The following is a 17,047-nucleotide window of genomic DNA, read 5'->3' as shown; positions in this document are numbered from 1 at the left end:
ATGAAACTAATTGTAATTACCTCTGAGAATTTGTTTCCTAAAGAAGGAGATGTACTAAACGCTCTTTTTAGAGTGGGATTATCTACATTGCATTTGCGAAAGCCGCAGGTTTCACTGGAAGAGACTGAAAATTTATTGCAGAGTATTTCGTCTGAATTTCATTCGAGAATCATGTTACATGATCATTTTGAATTGGCTGATTCTTATACTGTAAAAGGACTTCATTTAAATAGAAGAAACCCTGTAGCTCCTGTTTATAAAAACAGAATGTTAAGTTCTTCCTGTCATTCTTTAGATGAATGTACACAACAGTTGAATGTTTGCGACTATGTGTTTCTGAGTCCGATATTCAATAGCCTTTCCAAAGCGGGCTATGAGAGTTCTTTTACAGGAGAGCAATTATCCGAAGCTCATAAACAAGGAATTATTCATTCTCAAACTATCGCTCTGGGAGGAATTACGATCAACAATATACCATTAATACATAACTATGGATTTGGAGGAGTGGCTGTATTGGGAACTCTTTGGCAGGAATTTGAAAAAGACAAAGATGTGAAAGCATTACAAAAACGTTTTGTTGCATTGCAAAATATATGTGAAACATTACTATAATATGAAAGGACTATTATTTATATCTCATCAAACAGAAAAATATTCTTATCTGCAATCAGTGCAAATAGCCTTAGAAGGTGGTTGCAAACAAATACAGTTAAGAATGAAAGAGGCTGATCTGGAAGAAATCCAAAAAACTGGAACAGAAAGCTTAAAACTATGTAATCAATATGAGGCACAACTTTACATTGATGACCATGTGAGTGTTTGTGAGGAAATCGGAGCAAAGGGCGTTCATCTGGGGAAATTAGATATGTCTCCTTCTGCAGCACGTACTATATTAGGAAATCGGTTTATAATTGGTGGAACGGCCAATACCTTTGAGGATATCCGAAAATTAGATGAAGAGGGAGTTGATTATATAGGTTTAGGTCCTTTCAGGTTTACTTCTACCAAAAAGAATTTAAGTCCGATAATCGGTTTGGAAGGATATCGTCGGATTATAAACAACTGTAGAGAGCGTCACATACACTTACCTATATTAGCCATCGGAGGAATAACTATAAATGATATTCCTGAGATTATGCAAACAGGTGTTTCGGGTATCGCGCTTTCTTCCACCATTTTGAATGCTGCAGATCCTGTGGCAGAAACACAACGAATTGTAAATCTAATAAATACATATCAACAATGAAAAAGTTAGTGATAGCAGGAAAAGAGTTTAACTCTCGTCTTTTTCTTGGGACCGGAAAATTCAGTTCAAATGATGTAATGAGTAAAGCTATTGAGGTTTCTCAAACCGAAATGGTGACCGTAGCCATGAAAAGGTTAGACCCTGAAAATAAAGAAGATGATATGTTGAAACATATTCAAAAACCTCATATCCAATTATTGCCTAATACATCCGGTGTACGAAATGCTAAAGAAGCTGTTTTTGCAGCTAAACTTGCGCGTGATGCTTTTGAAACAAATTGGTTGAAGTTGGAAATTCATCCCGATCCGCGCTATTTACTTCCGGATCCCATTGAAACATTGAAAGCAACCGAAGAACTGGCCAAATTAGGTTTTGTAATTCTACCTTATATTCAAGCCGATCCGGTGTTATGCAAACTCCTGGAATCTGCCGGAGCTGCTACAGTTATGCCTTTGGGGGCACCTATAGGCACAAATAAAGGTCTTTGTACGCGCGATTTATTGGAGATCATTATTGAACAAAGCAATATTCCGGTGGTTGTTGACGCAGGTATCGGAGCACCTTCTCATGCTGCCGAAGCAATGGAAATGGGAGCAGATGCCGTATTGGTAAATACAGCCATTGCCGTGGCCGGAGATCCTGTTGCAATGGGCAAAGCATTTCAAATGGCAGTGGAAGCCGGTAGGATCGGGTATGAAGCTGGGTTGGCAGGACAAACGAATACGGCCATTGCAAGTAGTCCCTTAACTTCATTTTTAAACGATTAAACTGAAACCATGAAAAAAGAACAACGAATTATTTATCCTTCTTCCCATAAAATATATCAGGTGGGGAAGATACATGATATTAAGGTAGCCATGCGTCAAGTGTCCTTATTGGATACTATTCGTATAGCAGATGGAGAAAAGAAAACAGAAGAGAACTCCCCGGTGACTATTTATGACACAAGCGGACCTTACTCGGATCCTTCCATAGAAATAGACATCACTAAAGGACTTCCTCGACTTCGGGAAGAATGGGTTGAAAAAAGAAAAGATACGGAACATCTTGTTGCTTTCTCTTCCAATTATTGTAATGAGCGACTTTTTAACTCCTCCTTGGATGATCTTCGTTTTCCTGTGATTAACCATCCACGAAGAGCAAAGCAGGGTCGAACAATCACTCAGATGTATTATGCACAACAGGGAATTATCACCCCTGAAATGGAGTATGTGGCTATCCGAGAGAATTTGCAAAATGAAGAACTTGGCATCGAAAGCCATATTACTCCTGAATTTGTTCGGGAAGAAATTGCTGCAGGAAGAGCCATTATACCGGCCAATATCAATCATCCGGAAGCTGAACCAATGATTATTGGAACAAACTTTCTGGTAAAGATTAATACCAATATCGGAAATTCTTCTTTGATGTCCGGCATTGATGAAGAGGTAGAAAAAGCCATTTGGAGTTGCAAATGGGGAGGGGATACCTTGATGGATCTTTCAACCGGAGATCATATTCATGAAACCCGCGAATGGATTATCCGTAATACACCGGTTCCTGTGGGAACTGTGCCTCTTTATCAAACCTTAGAGAAATTGAATGGAAAAGCTGCCGATCTTAATTGGGATATTTATCGGGATACATTGATAGAACAATGTGAACAGGGAGTAGATTATTTTACTATTCATGCCGGCTTACTCCGATCGCATTTACCTTTACTGAAAAATCGTACTACGGGTATTGTCTCGCGTGGGGGTTCTATTATAGCTAATTGGATGACTCAACACAAAAAAGAAAATCTGTTTTACACTCACTTTGAGGAGATTTGCGAAATATTAAAACAATATGATGTAGCTGTTTCTTTAGGAGACGGATTACGCCCGGGATGTATTGCCGATGCTAACGATGCCGGGCAATTTGCGGAGCTTTCCGTTTTGGGGGAATTAACTCAAATAGCTTGGAAACATCATGTACAAGTTTTGATTGAAGGCCCCGGACATGTTCCCATGCATAAGATTCGAGCAAATATGGACGAGCAAATCAAGCATTGTCATGGAGCACCCTTTTATACCTTAGGACCTCTTACCACCGATATTGCCCCGGGATATGATCATATCACATCTGCTATCGGAGCAGCACAAATCGCTCGTTATGGCACAGCCATGATTTGTTATGTAACTCCTAAAGAGCATTTAGCTCTGCCGGATAAAGAAGATGTGAGGGCAGGAGTAGTGGCCTATAAAATAGCCGCCCATGCAGCCGATTTGGCTAAAGGACATCCGGGAGCAGAAGTCAGAGACAATGCATTGAGCAAAGCTCGTTTCGATTTCCGTTGGAAAGATCAGTTTAATTTATCTCTGGACCCCGAAAAAGCCCTCGAATATTATAAGGCAGGCAGACTGGATGATGAAAGCGGACATTGTACCATGTGCGGTCCCCATTTTTGTGCCATGAAGCTAACCAAAGAAATGAACGATTGCATCAATTAAAGGATAGGAAATGGAGTTTAAAGAATTAATAAATAATTATAAATGGGAAGATATCAAAGCTTCTGTTTATTCCAAAACCACAAGAGATGTAGAACTTGCCCTGAGTAAAAGTAAGTGTTCCATAGAAGATTTTATGGCTTTGATCTCTCCGGCCGCTCAACCTTATCTGGAACAGATGGCTGTATTGAGCAGAAAGTACACCCAACAACGCTTTGGAAAAACGATTCAATTTTATGTGCCATTGTATTTAACCAACTCGTGTATCAATCATTGTGTGTATTGCGGATTTAATCATTCCAATGACATACAAAGAATTATTTTGACTGATGAGCAAATCCTCCGAGAGGTAGAAGCCATTAAGAAAATAGGAGACTTTCGACATCTTTTATTAGTTACCGGCGAAAATCCCCGGGATGCCGGCGCAGACTATATTGCACACGCCATTGAGTTGGTAAAGCCTTATTTTTCTTCTATTTCTATTGAAGTACAACCGCTGAAAGAAAATGAATACCGACAACTCACGGATGCCGGAATGAATGCCGTGTATTGTTATCAGGAAACTTATAATAAAGAACGGTATAAAATATATCATCCGAAAGGCATGAAATCCAAATACGATTGGAGAATTGATGGTTATGAAAGAATGGGAAAAGCGGGTGTACATAAGATTGGGCTGGGAGTACTGATCGGTTTAGAGGATTGGCGAACAGATACAACAATGATGGCTCTTCATCTTCGATATCTTCAAAAAACATATTGGCAGACGAAATATTCTTTATCATTTCCACGAATGCGCCCCTATATGGGAAATGGTTTTCAACCGAATGTAATTATGAGTGATAAAGAATTTGCACAATTAGTTTTTGCTTTCCGGATATTCGACCATGATATTGAGATAGCTATGTCCACCCGAGAAGAAAGCAGATTAAGAGATTGTATGACTACTTTAGGAATAACTTCCTTAAGTGCAGGCTCTAAAACTGATCCCGGAGGATATGCCGTTTATAAAAATGAACTGGAACAATTTGAGATAAATGACGGACGCACTCCAGAGGAAGTATTGAGTGCTGTAAAGAAACAGGGATATGAAGTGATTTGGAAAGATTGGGATCTTAGCTTGCAATAATCAGGCTTTAATAATCATATTTTTTACTTTTTAAACCGCAGAGTTTCGCAGATTAACGCAGAGTTTTATGTATTATTATATATAAATATTAACTTTGCGTTAATCTGCGAAACTCTGCGGTTCGAAATAATATAAATCGCTTATAATCATTCTTCAAGCAAATAAAAGTCATGAGAAAAAGATTATCTGTCTTACTTATTTTTGGCTGGGTCTTCGTTTTTAATCTGGTTGCCCAAGAAGATTTTTATTCCCGTTTGGCTGATGCAGCCATGAAAATTGTAAATCCTAACGTGGTTTATGATCCGGCATATACACGAATATCTTATCCCAATGGAGACGTAGCTTCATCTAAAGGAGTGTGTACCGATGTAATAATCCGGACATACCGTTTGGAAAATATAGATTTGCAAAAAGAAGTTCATACGGATATGAGGGCTAATTTTTCTCTTTATCCCAAGATTTGGGGACTCAAGAAGCCGGATACCAATATAGATCATCGACGGGTTCCTAATTTAATGACATTTTTCTCTCGGAAAGGAACCATTCTTCCAATGTCGGAAAAAGGAGAAGATTATAATCCCGGCGATGTTGTTTGCTGGCGACTTTCAAATGGAATGACACATATAGGGCTAGTCGTCAAGGAGAAGAATGCAGCAGGCAACAGATATAAGGTTATTCACAACATTGGGTATGGACAAGTAGTGGAAGATTGTTTATTCAGTTTTAAAATAATCGGTCATTACAAATATAAAAAATAATGGAGAGATATTATCGTAACATTCTGATACCCGGTTTTGGAAAAGAAGGACAGGATAAATTGCAGAATGCCAAAGTGTTAGTAATAGGAGTGGGGGGCTTGGGTTCTCCGGTTCTTTTTTATTTGGCAGCGGCCGGAGTGGGAACAATTGGTATGATAGATAGTGACAAGGTGAATATATCTAATCTTCAACGCCAGATTCTGCACTATACAGAAAATCTATATAATTATAAGGTGGACTCTGCCAAAGAAAAATTAGAAAAGCTAAATCCGGATATCAAATTTCATACATATATAGAATTATTCTCAGCTCAAAATGGAGAAAACTTAGCCCGGAATTATGATTTCATTGTGGATTGCAGCGATAATTATGATACCAAATTCCTTATTAATGATATATGTGTGAAGACTAAAACACCTTATTGCCATGCCGCGGTTACAGCAATGAAAGGGGAGGTTATGACTATTCTTCCGGAAAGTGCCTGTTATCGTTGTGCCTTTCCTGAACCTCCGGCAGAAGGTGATGTGGCAACGTCATCCGAAATAGGTGTCTTAGGTGCTGTGGCTGGAATTGTTGGAAGCATTCAAGCTACGGAAGTGGTAAAATACTTTACGGGAGTAGGAGAGCTGCTTACCAATAAATTGCTCCTGATAGATGCTAAAACCATGACTTTTTATACGCTTAAAGTTAAAAAAACAAGTAATTGTTGTTGCTCCTGAGTGGATTCTCAGTCTTTATATGTATATTTGCATTTCAATTTTCTATAATAATGAAAATTAAAGAAGTAGTAAGCGCCCTTGAACGGTTCGCGCCTCTGCCCTTGCAAGACGGATTTGATAATGCCGGCATGCAAATCGGACTAACAGATGCGGAAACAACAGGGGCTTTGTTGTGTCTTGACGTTACTGAATCTGTACTTGATGAAGCTATTTCATTAGGGTGCAATCTTGTCATATCTCATCATCCGCTAATTTTTAGAGGCTATAAATCCATTACCGGAAGGGATTATGTGGAACGCTGTATCATGAAAGCTATCAAGAATGATATAGTTGTTTACTCTGCCCATACCAATTTGGATAACGCTGTGGGCGGAGTCAATTACAAAATAGCAGAGAAAATCGGATTGAAAAATATAAGTTTCCTGTCCGAAAAAGAAGACAGTTTACTTAAATTAGTAACATTTGTTCCGGTTGCGCAAAGTGAAATTGTTCGCGAAGCCCTTTTTAATGCAGGTTGCGGTCATATCAGTTCCGTTGGTGAATTGCATCGCGAAAATGAATTGCGTATAGAGACCATACTTCCTGCATATAAAAAGTCGCAAGTATTGAAGGCTTTGATAACTGCGCATCCTTATGAAGAACCTGCTTTTGATTTCTATCCCTTAAAGAACTCCTGGAAACAGGCAGGTTCCGGTATTATTGGAGAATTAGAAAAGCCGGAAACGGAGCTCGATTTTCTAAAACGCGTCAAGAAAATCTTTGAAGTAGATTGTCTGAAACATAATAAACTATCCGGCCGATTAATAGAGAAAGTAGCTCTTTGTGGTGGTTCCGGTGCCTTCCTACTTCCTCAAGCCATAGCTCGACAAGCAGATGTTTTTATTACTGGAGAGATGAAGTATCATGAATATTTTGGTCATGAATCGGATTTGCTGATAGCTGAAATCGGACATTACGAAAGTGAACAATATACAAAAGAAATTTTTTATTCCATTATAAAAGGGCTATTGCCAAACTTCGACCTTCATTATAGTAAAGTAAATACGAATCCTATTAAATATTTATAAATTAAATGGCAAAAGAAACTAAAAACACTGATCCGAAAGAGTTGACAGTGGAACAAAAGCTCAAAGCTTTGTACGAGTTGCAGACAATGTTGTCAGAAATAGACAAGATTAAAACTTTACGCGGAGAATTACCACTTGAAGTGCAAGACCTTGAAGATGAAATTGCAGGTCTGTCAACCCGTATAGATAAAATTAAAGCAGAAGTTTCAGAACTGAAATCAGCAATCGCTGCTAAGAAAATTGAAATAGAAACAGCTAAAGCTACAATTGCAAAATATCAGGACCAACAGGAAAATGTTCGTAACAACCGCGAATATGACTTCTTAACTAAAGAAATCGAATTCCAAAACTTGGAAGTGGAACTTTGCGAAAAACGCATCAAAGAGTTTACTGTAGAGGAAAAAATAAAATCGGAAGAAATTGTTGCCAGTGCCGAAGCTTTGGAAGAAAGAAAGAAAGATTTGGAACAAAAGAAAAACGAGTTGGATGAAATCGTTTCTGAAACTAAGCAAGAGGAAGAAAAACTCAGAGAAAAAGCTAAAAATCTGGAAACAACCATTGAACCTCGTTTACTTCAATCTTTTAAACGTATTCGCAAGAATTTAAGAAACGGATTGGGAATTGTATATGTTCAGCGTGATGCTTGTGGTGGTTGCTTTAATAAAATTCCACCTCAGAGACAGTTGGATATTCGTTCTCGTAAAAAAATCATTGTTTGCGAATATTGCGGTCGTATCATGATTGACCCGGAATTGGCTGGAATTACTTTAGAGGTAAAAGAAGAAGCACCGGTAAAGAAGAGAACAAGCAGAAGCAAGGAAAGTTAAGAACTAAAATATAATAGTTAAAAGTAAAGAGAGGAAAGTATAAGTTTAATTCAGTAACTTTTATCTTCCTCTCTTTACTTTTTTCTTTTAACTCTTATCTTTTAACTCCTCGTATTGAGGTATCTCTCTCAAAAAGCTATAGCTCATATCTGAGTAGTTTATTTTGCAACAATAATGATCCAATCCATTGGTAACCACCAGATATTCGACTTTTAATACCATATTATAGCGGGTTATCTGATCAAACACTGCTTGGGTGATTTCTACCGAAGGAGCTTTATATTCTACAATCATCCGTGCTGATAAATCTTTTCCGAACAAAACAGTATCACAGCGTTTACAAGTACCGTTGAGTTTAACTTTTACCTCATTCGCCATTAGTGATTTAGGATAGCCTTTGTGCGAAATAAGAAAATGGACAAAATGCTGTCGCACCCATTCCTCAGGAGTTAACGCAACATATCGTTTGCGAATAATATCAAAAATTGCTTCTTTCCCGTTTTGAAGAATAACTTTCGTGCTACATTCAGGTAGGTTTAACGATAACATTTATTATTTTTGTAAGTTAAATAATGATTCCTGTAATTTCAGGAACACAAATTTAATGGATTATAATGAAAACAAAGCAAGAAATTGTAGCAAACTGGCTTCCTCGCTACACAAAAAGAAACCTGGAAGACTTCGGTAAATATTTTTTGTTGACTAATTTCAATAAGTATGTAGAAATATTTGCGGAGATATTTGATGTTCCGATTCATGGTAAAGACGCTAATATGATATCTGCCACTGCAGAGGGAATTACCATTATTAATTTTGGTATGGGTAGTCCTAATGCAGCTATCATTATGGATTTATTGAGCGCTGTAAAACCTAAAGCTTGTTTGTTTTTGGGGAAATGCGGGGGTATTGATAAAAAAAATAAAATCGGAGACTTGATTCTACCGATAGCGGCTATTCGAGGTGAAGGTACATCCAATGATTATTTTCCTCCCGAAGTGCCTTCTCTTCCTGCTTTTATGTTGCAACGTGCTGTATCATCGGCTATCCGTGACAATGGGCTTGATTATTGGACAGGGACAGTTTATACCACCAACCGTCGTATCTGGGAGCATGATGACGCTTTCAAAGAGTATTTGCGTACCACCCGGGCTATGGCTGTAGATATGGAAACTGCTACACTATTTAGTGTTGGGTTTGCCAATCATATTCCCACCGGAGCGTTGCTTTTGGTATCCGATCAACCTATGATTCCGGAAGGTGTAAAAACCGAAAAGAGCGATACAATTGTAACCAAAACATTTGTTCAGGAGCATGTGGAAATGGGAATTGCTTCTCTTCGAATGATAATTGATAAGCAGAAGACAGTAAAACATCTAAAATTTGATTGGTAAATACATTTATCCTAATTTATGGCAAAGCAAGAACTTACATACGATGATATAATCAGAGATTTGAAAGCAGGTAAATACCAGCCGGTATATTATTTGATGGGAGAGGAGTCTTACTTTATTGACAAGATTTCTGATTATATCATTGATTGTATACTTACGGAAGAAGAAAAAGAGTTTAATCAAACGGTACTTTATGGAATGGATACTGATATCTCTACCGTAATAAATGCTGCTAAACGTTATCCGATGATGTCTAATTACCAGGTAGTTGTGGTGAAAGAATCACAATCTATGCGTAATATAGATGAATTGGTTTATTATTTGCAAAAACCTTTGCTTTCTACCATATTGGTGTTTTGCCATAAACATGGAACATTAGACAGACGTAAAAAAATATCCGCAGAAATAGAGAAAGCCGGGGTGCTTTTCGAATCTAAAAAGATAAAAGAAGCTCAACTACCAGCGTTTATCACTTCTTATCTTAGACAAAAAACAATTGATATAGAGCCTAAAGCTGTAGCCATGCTCGCTGATTTTGTGGGGACAGATCTCAGCCGACTTACCGGAGAATTGGAAAAGCTGGCGATTACACTTCCTGCCGGACAAACTCGTGTTACCCCTGAGCTTATAGAAAGAAACATTGGTATTAGTAAAGACTATAATAATTTTGAATTGCGCAGTGCTTTGATTGAAAAAGACATATTGAAAGCTAATAAAATAATAAAATACTTTGAAGAAAATCCAAAGACAAATCCAATTCAAATGACACTTTCTTTATTATTTGGTTTCTTTTCAAATTTAATGTTGGCTTATTATGCTCCCGATAAATCCGATCAGGGAATAGCTGCTATGTTAGGGCTTCGTACTCCATGGCAGGCTAAAGATTATGTTGCTGGTATGAGAAAATTCAATGGAGTAAAGGTTATGGAAATTGTTGGAGAAATAAGATATGCTGATGCTAAATCTAAAGGAGTAGGGAATTCTTCAATGTCAGATGCTGATATTTTAAGAGAATTGGTGTTTAAAATTCTACATTAATACGGAAGGCTTTTTCTTCCATTTGCTTGTAATTACCTTTCATTAGAAAGGTAAAGCCAGATTATGCTTAGGTATATGTCTGTTTTTTCTATAAGATTTTCTTTTAGTATATTGCTTTATGCAGAATAATCCTTTACAATAGAAAGCCATTTTATTCTACGATTTTTTATTTGAATTTTCTCCGTTTTAATATGTCTTTTTCTCTATTCAAATTCCCTTCTTCTCTTCTTTTTTTACGAACCTTTTTTTACGAATAAGTAGTTTCTCATTTTTTACATCTTTAATTATTTAGAAGCTTTCATGCTATTTGCCAAAAATGATAAACTTTTCGATGAAGCTCCTATATTCTGAATTCTATATTTGATGCTAAAACTTTCATTTTGTTAGTTAAAGTCTTCTTTATATTATTCTTAGCCATAAATTTTCTGGAACATACTTTTTTTAAAGTATTAAAATTGGGGGTAAATATTTAATATTCAGTGATTTATCCGATTTTAAAGGCTCCTATTTTTCGATATTCTCTTTCATCTGACCCTTTACACGTAAAAAATGAAAAATAGAGTGGTTAAAAAACTCAGAAGAGACTATTCACTCAAAAAAGGACAAGGTAATTTTTTTTATTCAGATTTACCTAACCACATTAATGCGGTGTAGTCAGACTGTATGAGGTGGTAGTCGGAGAATTGATATGCTTGTTAACCAAGTAGAACCAAAGGGGGCGAATTTGTAGATTTCTTCAAATTACAAGAGTAATAATAGTTGCATATAGAACAATATTACTAATACAAATGTATACTGCGCGTTGTTTACAAGCGTAAACATGCTAATATTACAAATGTATACATGAATAATCGTAGAATAATACAAATTTATATATCGGTTTGTTCATTATTGTATTATAGTTTCTATAATGATCCCATTTGTATTTAACTGTTCTATATTGAATAATTAAGTACCTTAAAATCAGCTATATACTAATACGGTGTTTAAAGTGTTACTTTATATTTGCCATTTATGTAACTGTTACATTTGTGAAATCAAATAAATAATCATTATTTGTTTATTCTAATGTGCATATAATGAATGTTATATACCATATAATTAAAGTTTTACTTTAAGTTGTTTTTGGGTTGAGATTATTATACATTCGTATCTTTACATTTCCACAATGCTACAAATGTGAATAGTGATTAGATTTGTGATATTTATATTTGTGAATTATGAATTTGCTTTTGTGAAATCTTATCATTACATTTGTATCAGCATTTTCAGCATTATGCATTATATATGTAAAATATGAATTTATGGACATAAAAGATAGGATTAATTTAATCATGGAGAATGAGAATATGAAGTCTGGAACATTTGCTGAAAGCATTGGAGTTCAGCAATCTACTCTCTCTCATATTCTTAATGGACGAAATAAACCAAGCTTAGATGTAATAATGAAAGTTCATCAAGCATATAGCCATATAAACTTGGAGTGGTTATTATATGGTACTGGTGAAATTTCGGATTCATCTAAAAATATACCTTTTTCATCACCTTCTATATTAAATAAAGAACTTAATAAAGAAAACAAAGGAATATTACCTTCTTTATTTGATCAGAATCCTATAAATCCGACCGATTCATCAGATGATTCGAAAAATCGCAAGGAAAAGGCATTAGAAAAGGCTGAAAACATCTCAAAAGAGACTGTTATACAGGAAGTTAGATATATAGAAAGGCCTCCCAGAAAAATTACTGAAATAAGAATTTTCTTTGATGATAATACTTATGAAATCTTTAAGGGTGAAAAATAAGGTATAAACTCTGTTGGGTAGATCATTTTAGCGTATCTTTGTTGTCTGAATACAATTAATATACTTTCTCTATTACATGAAGAAATTTATTTTGGACCTGATGGTCAAAGAGAATGTTAAGCTCAACGATACCAATGTTTTGCTTAAAATGACTTCTCAGGATAACTTGCCCAATATGCTTCCGGGGCAGTTTGCTGAATTAAGAATTGACGGATCTCCTACTACTTTTTTACGCCGTCCTATTTCTATTAATTTTGTAGATAAAAAATTAAACGAGGTCTGGTTTCTGGTACAACTTGTTGGAGACGGAACCAAGCGTTTGGCTGAATTACGTAGTGGTGATCTCTTAAATGTAATGCTTCCTTTGGGAAATACGTTCACTACCCCCCAAAAAACGTCAGATAAGCTTCTATTAGTAGGTGGCGGTGTAGGTACTGCTCCTATGCTTTTCTTGGGAGAACAACTCTCTAAACAAGGTTTTAAACCTGTTTTTCTGTTGGGAGCCCGAAGTAAAAAAGATTTGCTTCAATTAGACCTTTTTGCCGCTTATGGAGATGTATATACTACTACCGAAGATGGAAGTTACGGAGAACAAGGTTATGTAACTCAGCATTCTATATTAGAGCAAATAAAATTTGATCAAATTTATACATGTGGTCCTAAACCTATGATGGTAGCCGTGGCTAAATATGCCAAAGCGAATAATATCAACTGTGAAGTGTCATTAGAAAACACAATGGCATGTGGTATAGGTGCTTGTTTGTGTTGTGTTGAAAACACTCAGGAAGGTCATCTATGTGTGTGTACAGAAGGTCCTGTTTTTAATATAAATAAACTACTATGGCAGATTTAAATGTAAATATTGGTGGATTAAAATTGAATAATCCTGTAATGACGGCCTCAGGTACATTTGGATATGGAGAAGAGTTTTCCGATTTTATTAATATAGCGCGAATAGGTGGTATTATAGTTAAAGGTACTACTCTTCACAGGCGTGAAGGAAACTTCTATCCTCGGATGGCAGAGACTCCTTCGGGTATGCTAAATGCGGTTGGACTGCAAAATAAGGGAGTAGAACACTTTGCAAATGTAATATATCCTCGTATAAAAGAGATCGATACAAATATAATTGTGAATGTTTCCGGTTCCGCCATTGAAGATTATGTAAAAACGGCTGAAATCATTAATGAACTTGACAAAATTCCTGCTATAGAATTAAATATCTCTTGCCCCAATGTGAAGCAAGGTGGAATGGCTTTTGGAGTCACTGCATCTGGAGCAGCAGAAGTTGTTAAAGCCGTGCGTTCTGCTTACAAAAAGACACTTATCGTAAAACTCTCGCCCAACGTTACCGACATCACCGAAATAGCTCGTGCGGTCGAAGAATCGGGTGCGGATAGTGTTTCTTTAATTAATACAATGTTAGGGATGGCTATCAATGCGGATACTAAACGTCCTGTACTGTCCACTATTACAGGAGGTCTTTCCGGAGCCGCCGTAAAACCGGTCGCATTACGTATGGTATGGCAAGTTTCTAAAGTGGTAAAAATTCCAATCATTGGATTGGGCGGTATAATGAATTGGAGAGATGCCGTTGAGTTTCATTTGGCAGGTGCATCTGCTGTTCAAATTGGTACAGCAAATTTTATAGACCCGACAGTTACCATGAAAGTAATTGATGGTGTAAATGATTACTTAGATAAGCATAATCACAAGTCTATTACAGAGATTATAGGTGCACTTGAGGTGTGATAGAAAAACATTATTCTCGACTAAATAAAAAAAGAGGTATGATTCATTTTTTTTCATGCCTCTTTTCTTTTCTCAAAATTATTCTTCTAGCAAATCCGGTCTTAATCTTTTTGTTCGCTCCAAAGATTGTTGCAGTTCCCATTCTTTAATATTAGCCTCATGGCCTGAAAGTAAAATATCAGGAACCTTCCATCCATTGTATTCTGCAGGACGTGTGTAGACGGGTGCTGCCAACAAATTATCCTGAAAGGAATCGGATAAAGCTGATTGTTCATCGGAAATAACTCCGGGGATGATGCGCACAATGGCATCAGCCATCACTGCCGCTGCCAGTTCGCCTCCTGTAAGTACATAATCGCCGATACTGATTTCTTTGGTTATTAAGTGCTCGCGTATACGATAGTCAATACCTTTAAAATGCCCACAAAGAATGATGAGATTACCCGATAAGGATAAAGTATTAGCCATTTTCTGATCGAACTGTTCCCCATCCGGAGTTGTGAAAATCACTTCATCATAGGTTCTTTCAGCTTTCAGTTTGTTAATGCAGCTCTCTATGGGCTCTATTTTCATCACCATGCCGGCAAATCCTCCAAATGGATAGTCGTCTACCCGACGGTGTTTATCGACCGCATAATCTCTTAAATTATGAATATGTATTTCGGCAAGTCCTTTATTCTGAGCACGTTTCATGATTGAGCAATTAAAGAATCCTTCAATCATTTCGGGCAAAACAGTTATAATATCAATACGCATGCTTTTTAATTTTTTGCAAAATTACGAATATTCAAAGATAAACATGTATTTTTGCCTAAAACAATCAGGCTTTATATGACTCCAAAAGATAGAATTGAACAATTACGTGCAGATCTTCACAAGCACAACTATAATTATTATGTATTAAATACGCCCGAAATATCCGATAAGGAATTTGACGATTTAATGAGGGAATTGCAAGATCTGGAACAGCAATACCCTGAATATCAAGACGAAAGTTCTCCTACGATGCGTGTTGGTAGCGATTTAAACAAAAATTTCGTTCAGGTAGCTCATAAATACCCCATGCTTTCTTTGGCAAATACATATTCCGAAGAGGAAGTGCGAGATTTCTATGATCGGGCTTATAAGACTCTGAATGAAGATTTTGAGGTTTGTTGTGAATTGAAATATGACGGAACATCCATTTCCCTCACCTACGAGAACGGCAGATTGATTCGTGCGGTTACTCGTGGAGATGGTGAAAAAGGTGATGATGTAACCGATAATGTAAAAACAATTCGAAGCATTCCCTTATTGCTTCATGGTAATACTTATCCTTCCTCTTTTGAAATACGAGGTGAAATATTAATGCCCTGGAAAGTTTTCGAAGCACTTAATAAAGATAGAGAAGCGCGTGAAGAAGCTCTTTTCGCTAATCCGCGTAATGCAGCCTCGGGTACCTTGAAATTACAGAATTCTTCTGTTGTGGCTTCCAGAAAGCTCGATGCATACCTTTACTATCTTTTAGGCGAAAAATTGCCTTGCAATGGTCATTACGAGAACTTGCAAGAAGCAGCTAAATGGGGATTCAAAACACCCGATACCATGCGTAAATGTAAAACGTTGGAAGAGGTTTTGGAATATATAAAGTACTGGGATATAGAAAGAAAGAATCTTCCGGTAGCTACAGATGGCATTGTTTTAAAGGTAAATAACTTAATTCAGCAAAAGAATCTTGGTTTTACAGCTAAATCTCCTCGCTGGGCCATTGCTTATAAGTTTCAGGCAGAACGTGCTGTAACTCGTTTAAATAAGGTCACTTATCAGGTAGGGCGTACAGGTGCAATTACTCCGGTAGCCAATCTGGAGCCAGTGCAATTATCGGGTACCGTAGTGAAACGTGCTTCTTTGCATAACGCAGATATTATAGAAAACCTCGATTTACATGTTGGTGATATGGTATATGTAGAAAAAGGAGGAGAAATTATACCGAAAATAACAGAGGTCGATATGGCTGCACGAAGTTTTATGTTAGGCGAAAAGGTGCATTTTATCACCGTTTGCCCGGAATGTGGCAGTAAATTAATTCGTTATGAAGGAGAAGCGGCTCATTATTGTCCCAACGAAACAGCTTGTCCCCCTCAAATAAAAGGTAAGATAGAACACTTCATCAGTCGTAAAGCCATGAATATTGATGGTTTAGGACCTGAAACAGTAGATCTTTTCTATAAAATTGGATTGATAAAGAATACAGCCGACTTATACAAATTAACCGTAGATGATATAAAAGGTCTGGAAAGAATGGGCGAAAAATCTGCTGAAAATATCATCCGAGGCATTAACAACAGTAAAGAAGTACCTTTCGAAAGAACGATATTCGCCTTAGGTATTCGATTTGTAGGTGAAACTGTGGCTAAAAAACTGAGTCGTTCATTTGCCAATATCGAAGAACTTGAAAATGCCGATCTTGAAAGATTAACGAACGTAGATGAGATTGGAACCAAAATAGCACAAAGCATTATTGCTTATTTTTCTAATCCTTCCAACAGAGAACTTGTAGATGCTCTGAAGAATGCCGGAGTGCAATTTAGTCGTTCCGAGGAAGATATGAGCAGCTATACAAATAAGCTTTCAGGACTTTCTATTGTTATCAGTGGGGTGTTTATGCATCATTCCAGAGATGAATATAAAGAGATGATAGAAAAGAATGGTGGAAAGAATGTGGGAAGTATTTCGTCCAAAACAAGCTTTATATTAGCCGGCGATAATATGGGACCCGCCAAACTTGAGAAAGCTCAAAAGCTCGGAGTAGAGATTCTTAGTGAAGATGAATTCCTCTCTCGTTATGATTTTGACACAAAAAACTAA

At 36.8% G+C, this 17,047-nt stretch carries 17 protein-coding genes; 15 read left to right on the top strand and 2 right to left on the bottom strand.

Annotated features, from left to right (window positions below):
* The 9 genes from D0T60_RS04140 (at position 1) to D0T60_RS04100 (ending at position 8,214) form a co-directional block, all read left to right on the top strand.
* Positions 1-612: a thiamine phosphate synthase gene (locus D0T60_RS04140; protein ID WP_163216890.1), complete on the top strand. Its 612-nt coding sequence runs from the start codon at positions 1-3 to the stop codon at positions 610-612.
* 1 nt (position 613) lies between these two features.
* Positions 614-1,246 carry a thiamine phosphate synthase gene (locus D0T60_RS04135; protein ID WP_163216889.1) on the top strand — a complete coding sequence of 211 codons (633 nt, stop codon included), beginning with the start codon at positions 614-616 and terminating at the stop codon, positions 1,244-1,246.
* A complete protein-coding gene (locus D0T60_RS04130) occupies positions 1,243-2,013 on the top strand; it encodes a thiazole synthase (protein WP_163216888.1) in 771 nt (256 codons plus the stop codon). The genes D0T60_RS04135 and D0T60_RS04130 overlap by 4 nt, the downstream gene beginning before the upstream one ends.
* A gap of 9 nt (positions 2,014-2,022) precedes the next feature.
* Positions 2,023-3,717 carry a phosphomethylpyrimidine synthase ThiC gene (gene thiC / locus D0T60_RS04125; protein WP_163216887.1) on the top strand — a complete coding sequence of 565 codons (1,695 nt, stop codon included), beginning with the start codon at positions 2,023-2,025 and terminating at the stop codon, positions 3,715-3,717.
* A gap of 10 nt (positions 3,718-3,727) precedes the next feature.
* Positions 3,728-4,843, top strand: a complete 1,116-nt coding sequence (gene thiH / locus D0T60_RS04120; RefSeq protein WP_163216886.1) for a 2-iminoacetate synthase ThiH — start codon at positions 3,728-3,730, stop codon at positions 4,841-4,843.
* Between the two features lie 170 nt (positions 4,844-5,013).
* Positions 5,014-5,601 (top strand): DUF1287 domain-containing protein, encoded by a 588-nt coding sequence (locus D0T60_RS04115; protein ID WP_163216885.1) that lies wholly within the window; start codon positions 5,014-5,016, stop codon positions 5,599-5,601.
* Positions 5,601-6,320, top strand: coding sequence for a HesA/MoeB/ThiF family protein (locus D0T60_RS04110; RefSeq protein ID WP_163216884.1), 720 nt, complete (start codon positions 5,601-5,603; stop codon positions 6,318-6,320). The genes D0T60_RS04115 and D0T60_RS04110 overlap by 1 nt, the downstream gene beginning before the upstream one ends.
* A 50-nt stretch (positions 6,321-6,370) precedes the next feature.
* On the top strand, positions 6,371-7,387 hold the full coding sequence (locus D0T60_RS04105) for a Nif3-like dinuclear metal center hexameric protein (RefSeq protein WP_163216883.1): 1,017 nt from the start codon (positions 6,371-6,373) through the stop codon (positions 7,385-7,387).
* Between the two features lie 5 nt (positions 7,388-7,392).
* Positions 7,393-8,214, top strand: a complete 822-nt coding sequence (locus tag D0T60_RS04100) for a zinc ribbon domain-containing protein (RefSeq protein WP_163216882.1) — start codon at positions 7,393-7,395, stop codon at positions 8,212-8,214.
* Positions 8,215-8,301: 87 nt separating this feature from the next.
* On the opposite strand, the gene D0T60_RS04095 is transcribed toward D0T60_RS04100, so the two are convergent.
* Complete coding sequence (locus D0T60_RS04095; protein WP_163216881.1) at positions 8,302-8,763, bottom strand: type I restriction enzyme HsdR N-terminal domain-containing protein; 462 nt, start codon at positions 8,761-8,763, stop codon at positions 8,302-8,304.
* A 65-nt stretch (positions 8,764-8,828) separates the two neighbouring features.
* Between D0T60_RS04095 and D0T60_RS04090 the strand changes: the two genes are divergently transcribed.
* The 5 genes from D0T60_RS04090 (at position 8,829) to D0T60_RS04070 (ending at position 14,200) form a co-directional block, all read left to right on the top strand.
* On the top strand, positions 8,829-9,605 hold the full coding sequence (locus D0T60_RS04090) for an AMP nucleosidase (protein ID WP_163216880.1): 777 nt from the start codon (positions 8,829-8,831) through the stop codon (positions 9,603-9,605).
* Positions 9,606-9,623: 18 nt separating this feature from the next.
* Positions 9,624-10,643 carry a DNA polymerase III subunit delta gene (gene holA, locus D0T60_RS04085; protein ID WP_163216879.1) on the top strand — a complete coding sequence of 340 codons (1,020 nt, stop codon included), beginning with the start codon at positions 9,624-9,626 and terminating at the stop codon, positions 10,641-10,643.
* Between the two features lie 1,304 nt (positions 10,644-11,947).
* Positions 11,948-12,448 (top strand): helix-turn-helix domain-containing protein, encoded by a 501-nt coding sequence (locus D0T60_RS04080; RefSeq protein ID WP_163216878.1) that lies wholly within the window; start codon positions 11,948-11,950, stop codon positions 12,446-12,448.
* A 76-nt stretch (positions 12,449-12,524) separates the two neighbouring features.
* On the top strand, positions 12,525-13,301 hold the full coding sequence (locus D0T60_RS04075) for a dihydroorotate dehydrogenase electron transfer subunit (protein ID WP_163216877.1): 777 nt from the start codon (positions 12,525-12,527) through the stop codon (positions 13,299-13,301).
* The gene (locus tag D0T60_RS04070) at positions 13,289-14,200 is read left to right on the top strand and encodes a dihydroorotate dehydrogenase (RefSeq protein ID WP_163216876.1); all 912 of its coding nucleotides are present in this window, start codon (positions 13,289-13,291) and stop codon (positions 14,198-14,200) included. Before D0T60_RS04075 ends, D0T60_RS04070 begins: the two co-directional genes overlap by 13 nt.
* A 78-nt stretch (positions 14,201-14,278) precedes the next feature.
* Here D0T60_RS04070 and trmD read toward each other — a convergent pair whose 3' ends face one another.
* Entirely contained in the window at positions 14,279-14,956 is a 678-nt protein-coding gene (trmD, locus tag D0T60_RS04065; protein WP_163216875.1) for a tRNA (guanosine(37)-N1)-methyltransferase TrmD, read from the bottom strand.
* 75 nt (positions 14,957-15,031) lie between these two features.
* Here trmD and ligA point away from each other — a divergent pair, with 75 nt between their 5' ends.
* Positions 15,032-17,047: an NAD-dependent DNA ligase LigA gene (gene ligA / locus D0T60_RS04060; protein WP_163216874.1), complete on the top strand. Its 2,016-nt coding sequence runs from the start codon at positions 15,032-15,034 to the stop codon at positions 17,045-17,047.

It is taken from the genome of Bacteroides sp. 224, from assembly GCF_010500995.1.
Taxonomy (GTDB): Bacteria; Bacteroidota; Bacteroidia; order Bacteroidales; family Bacteroidaceae; genus Bacteroides.
The sequence above is the reverse complement of the archived record's forward strand: the minus strand, read 5'-3'. Positions and strand labels throughout refer to the sequence as shown.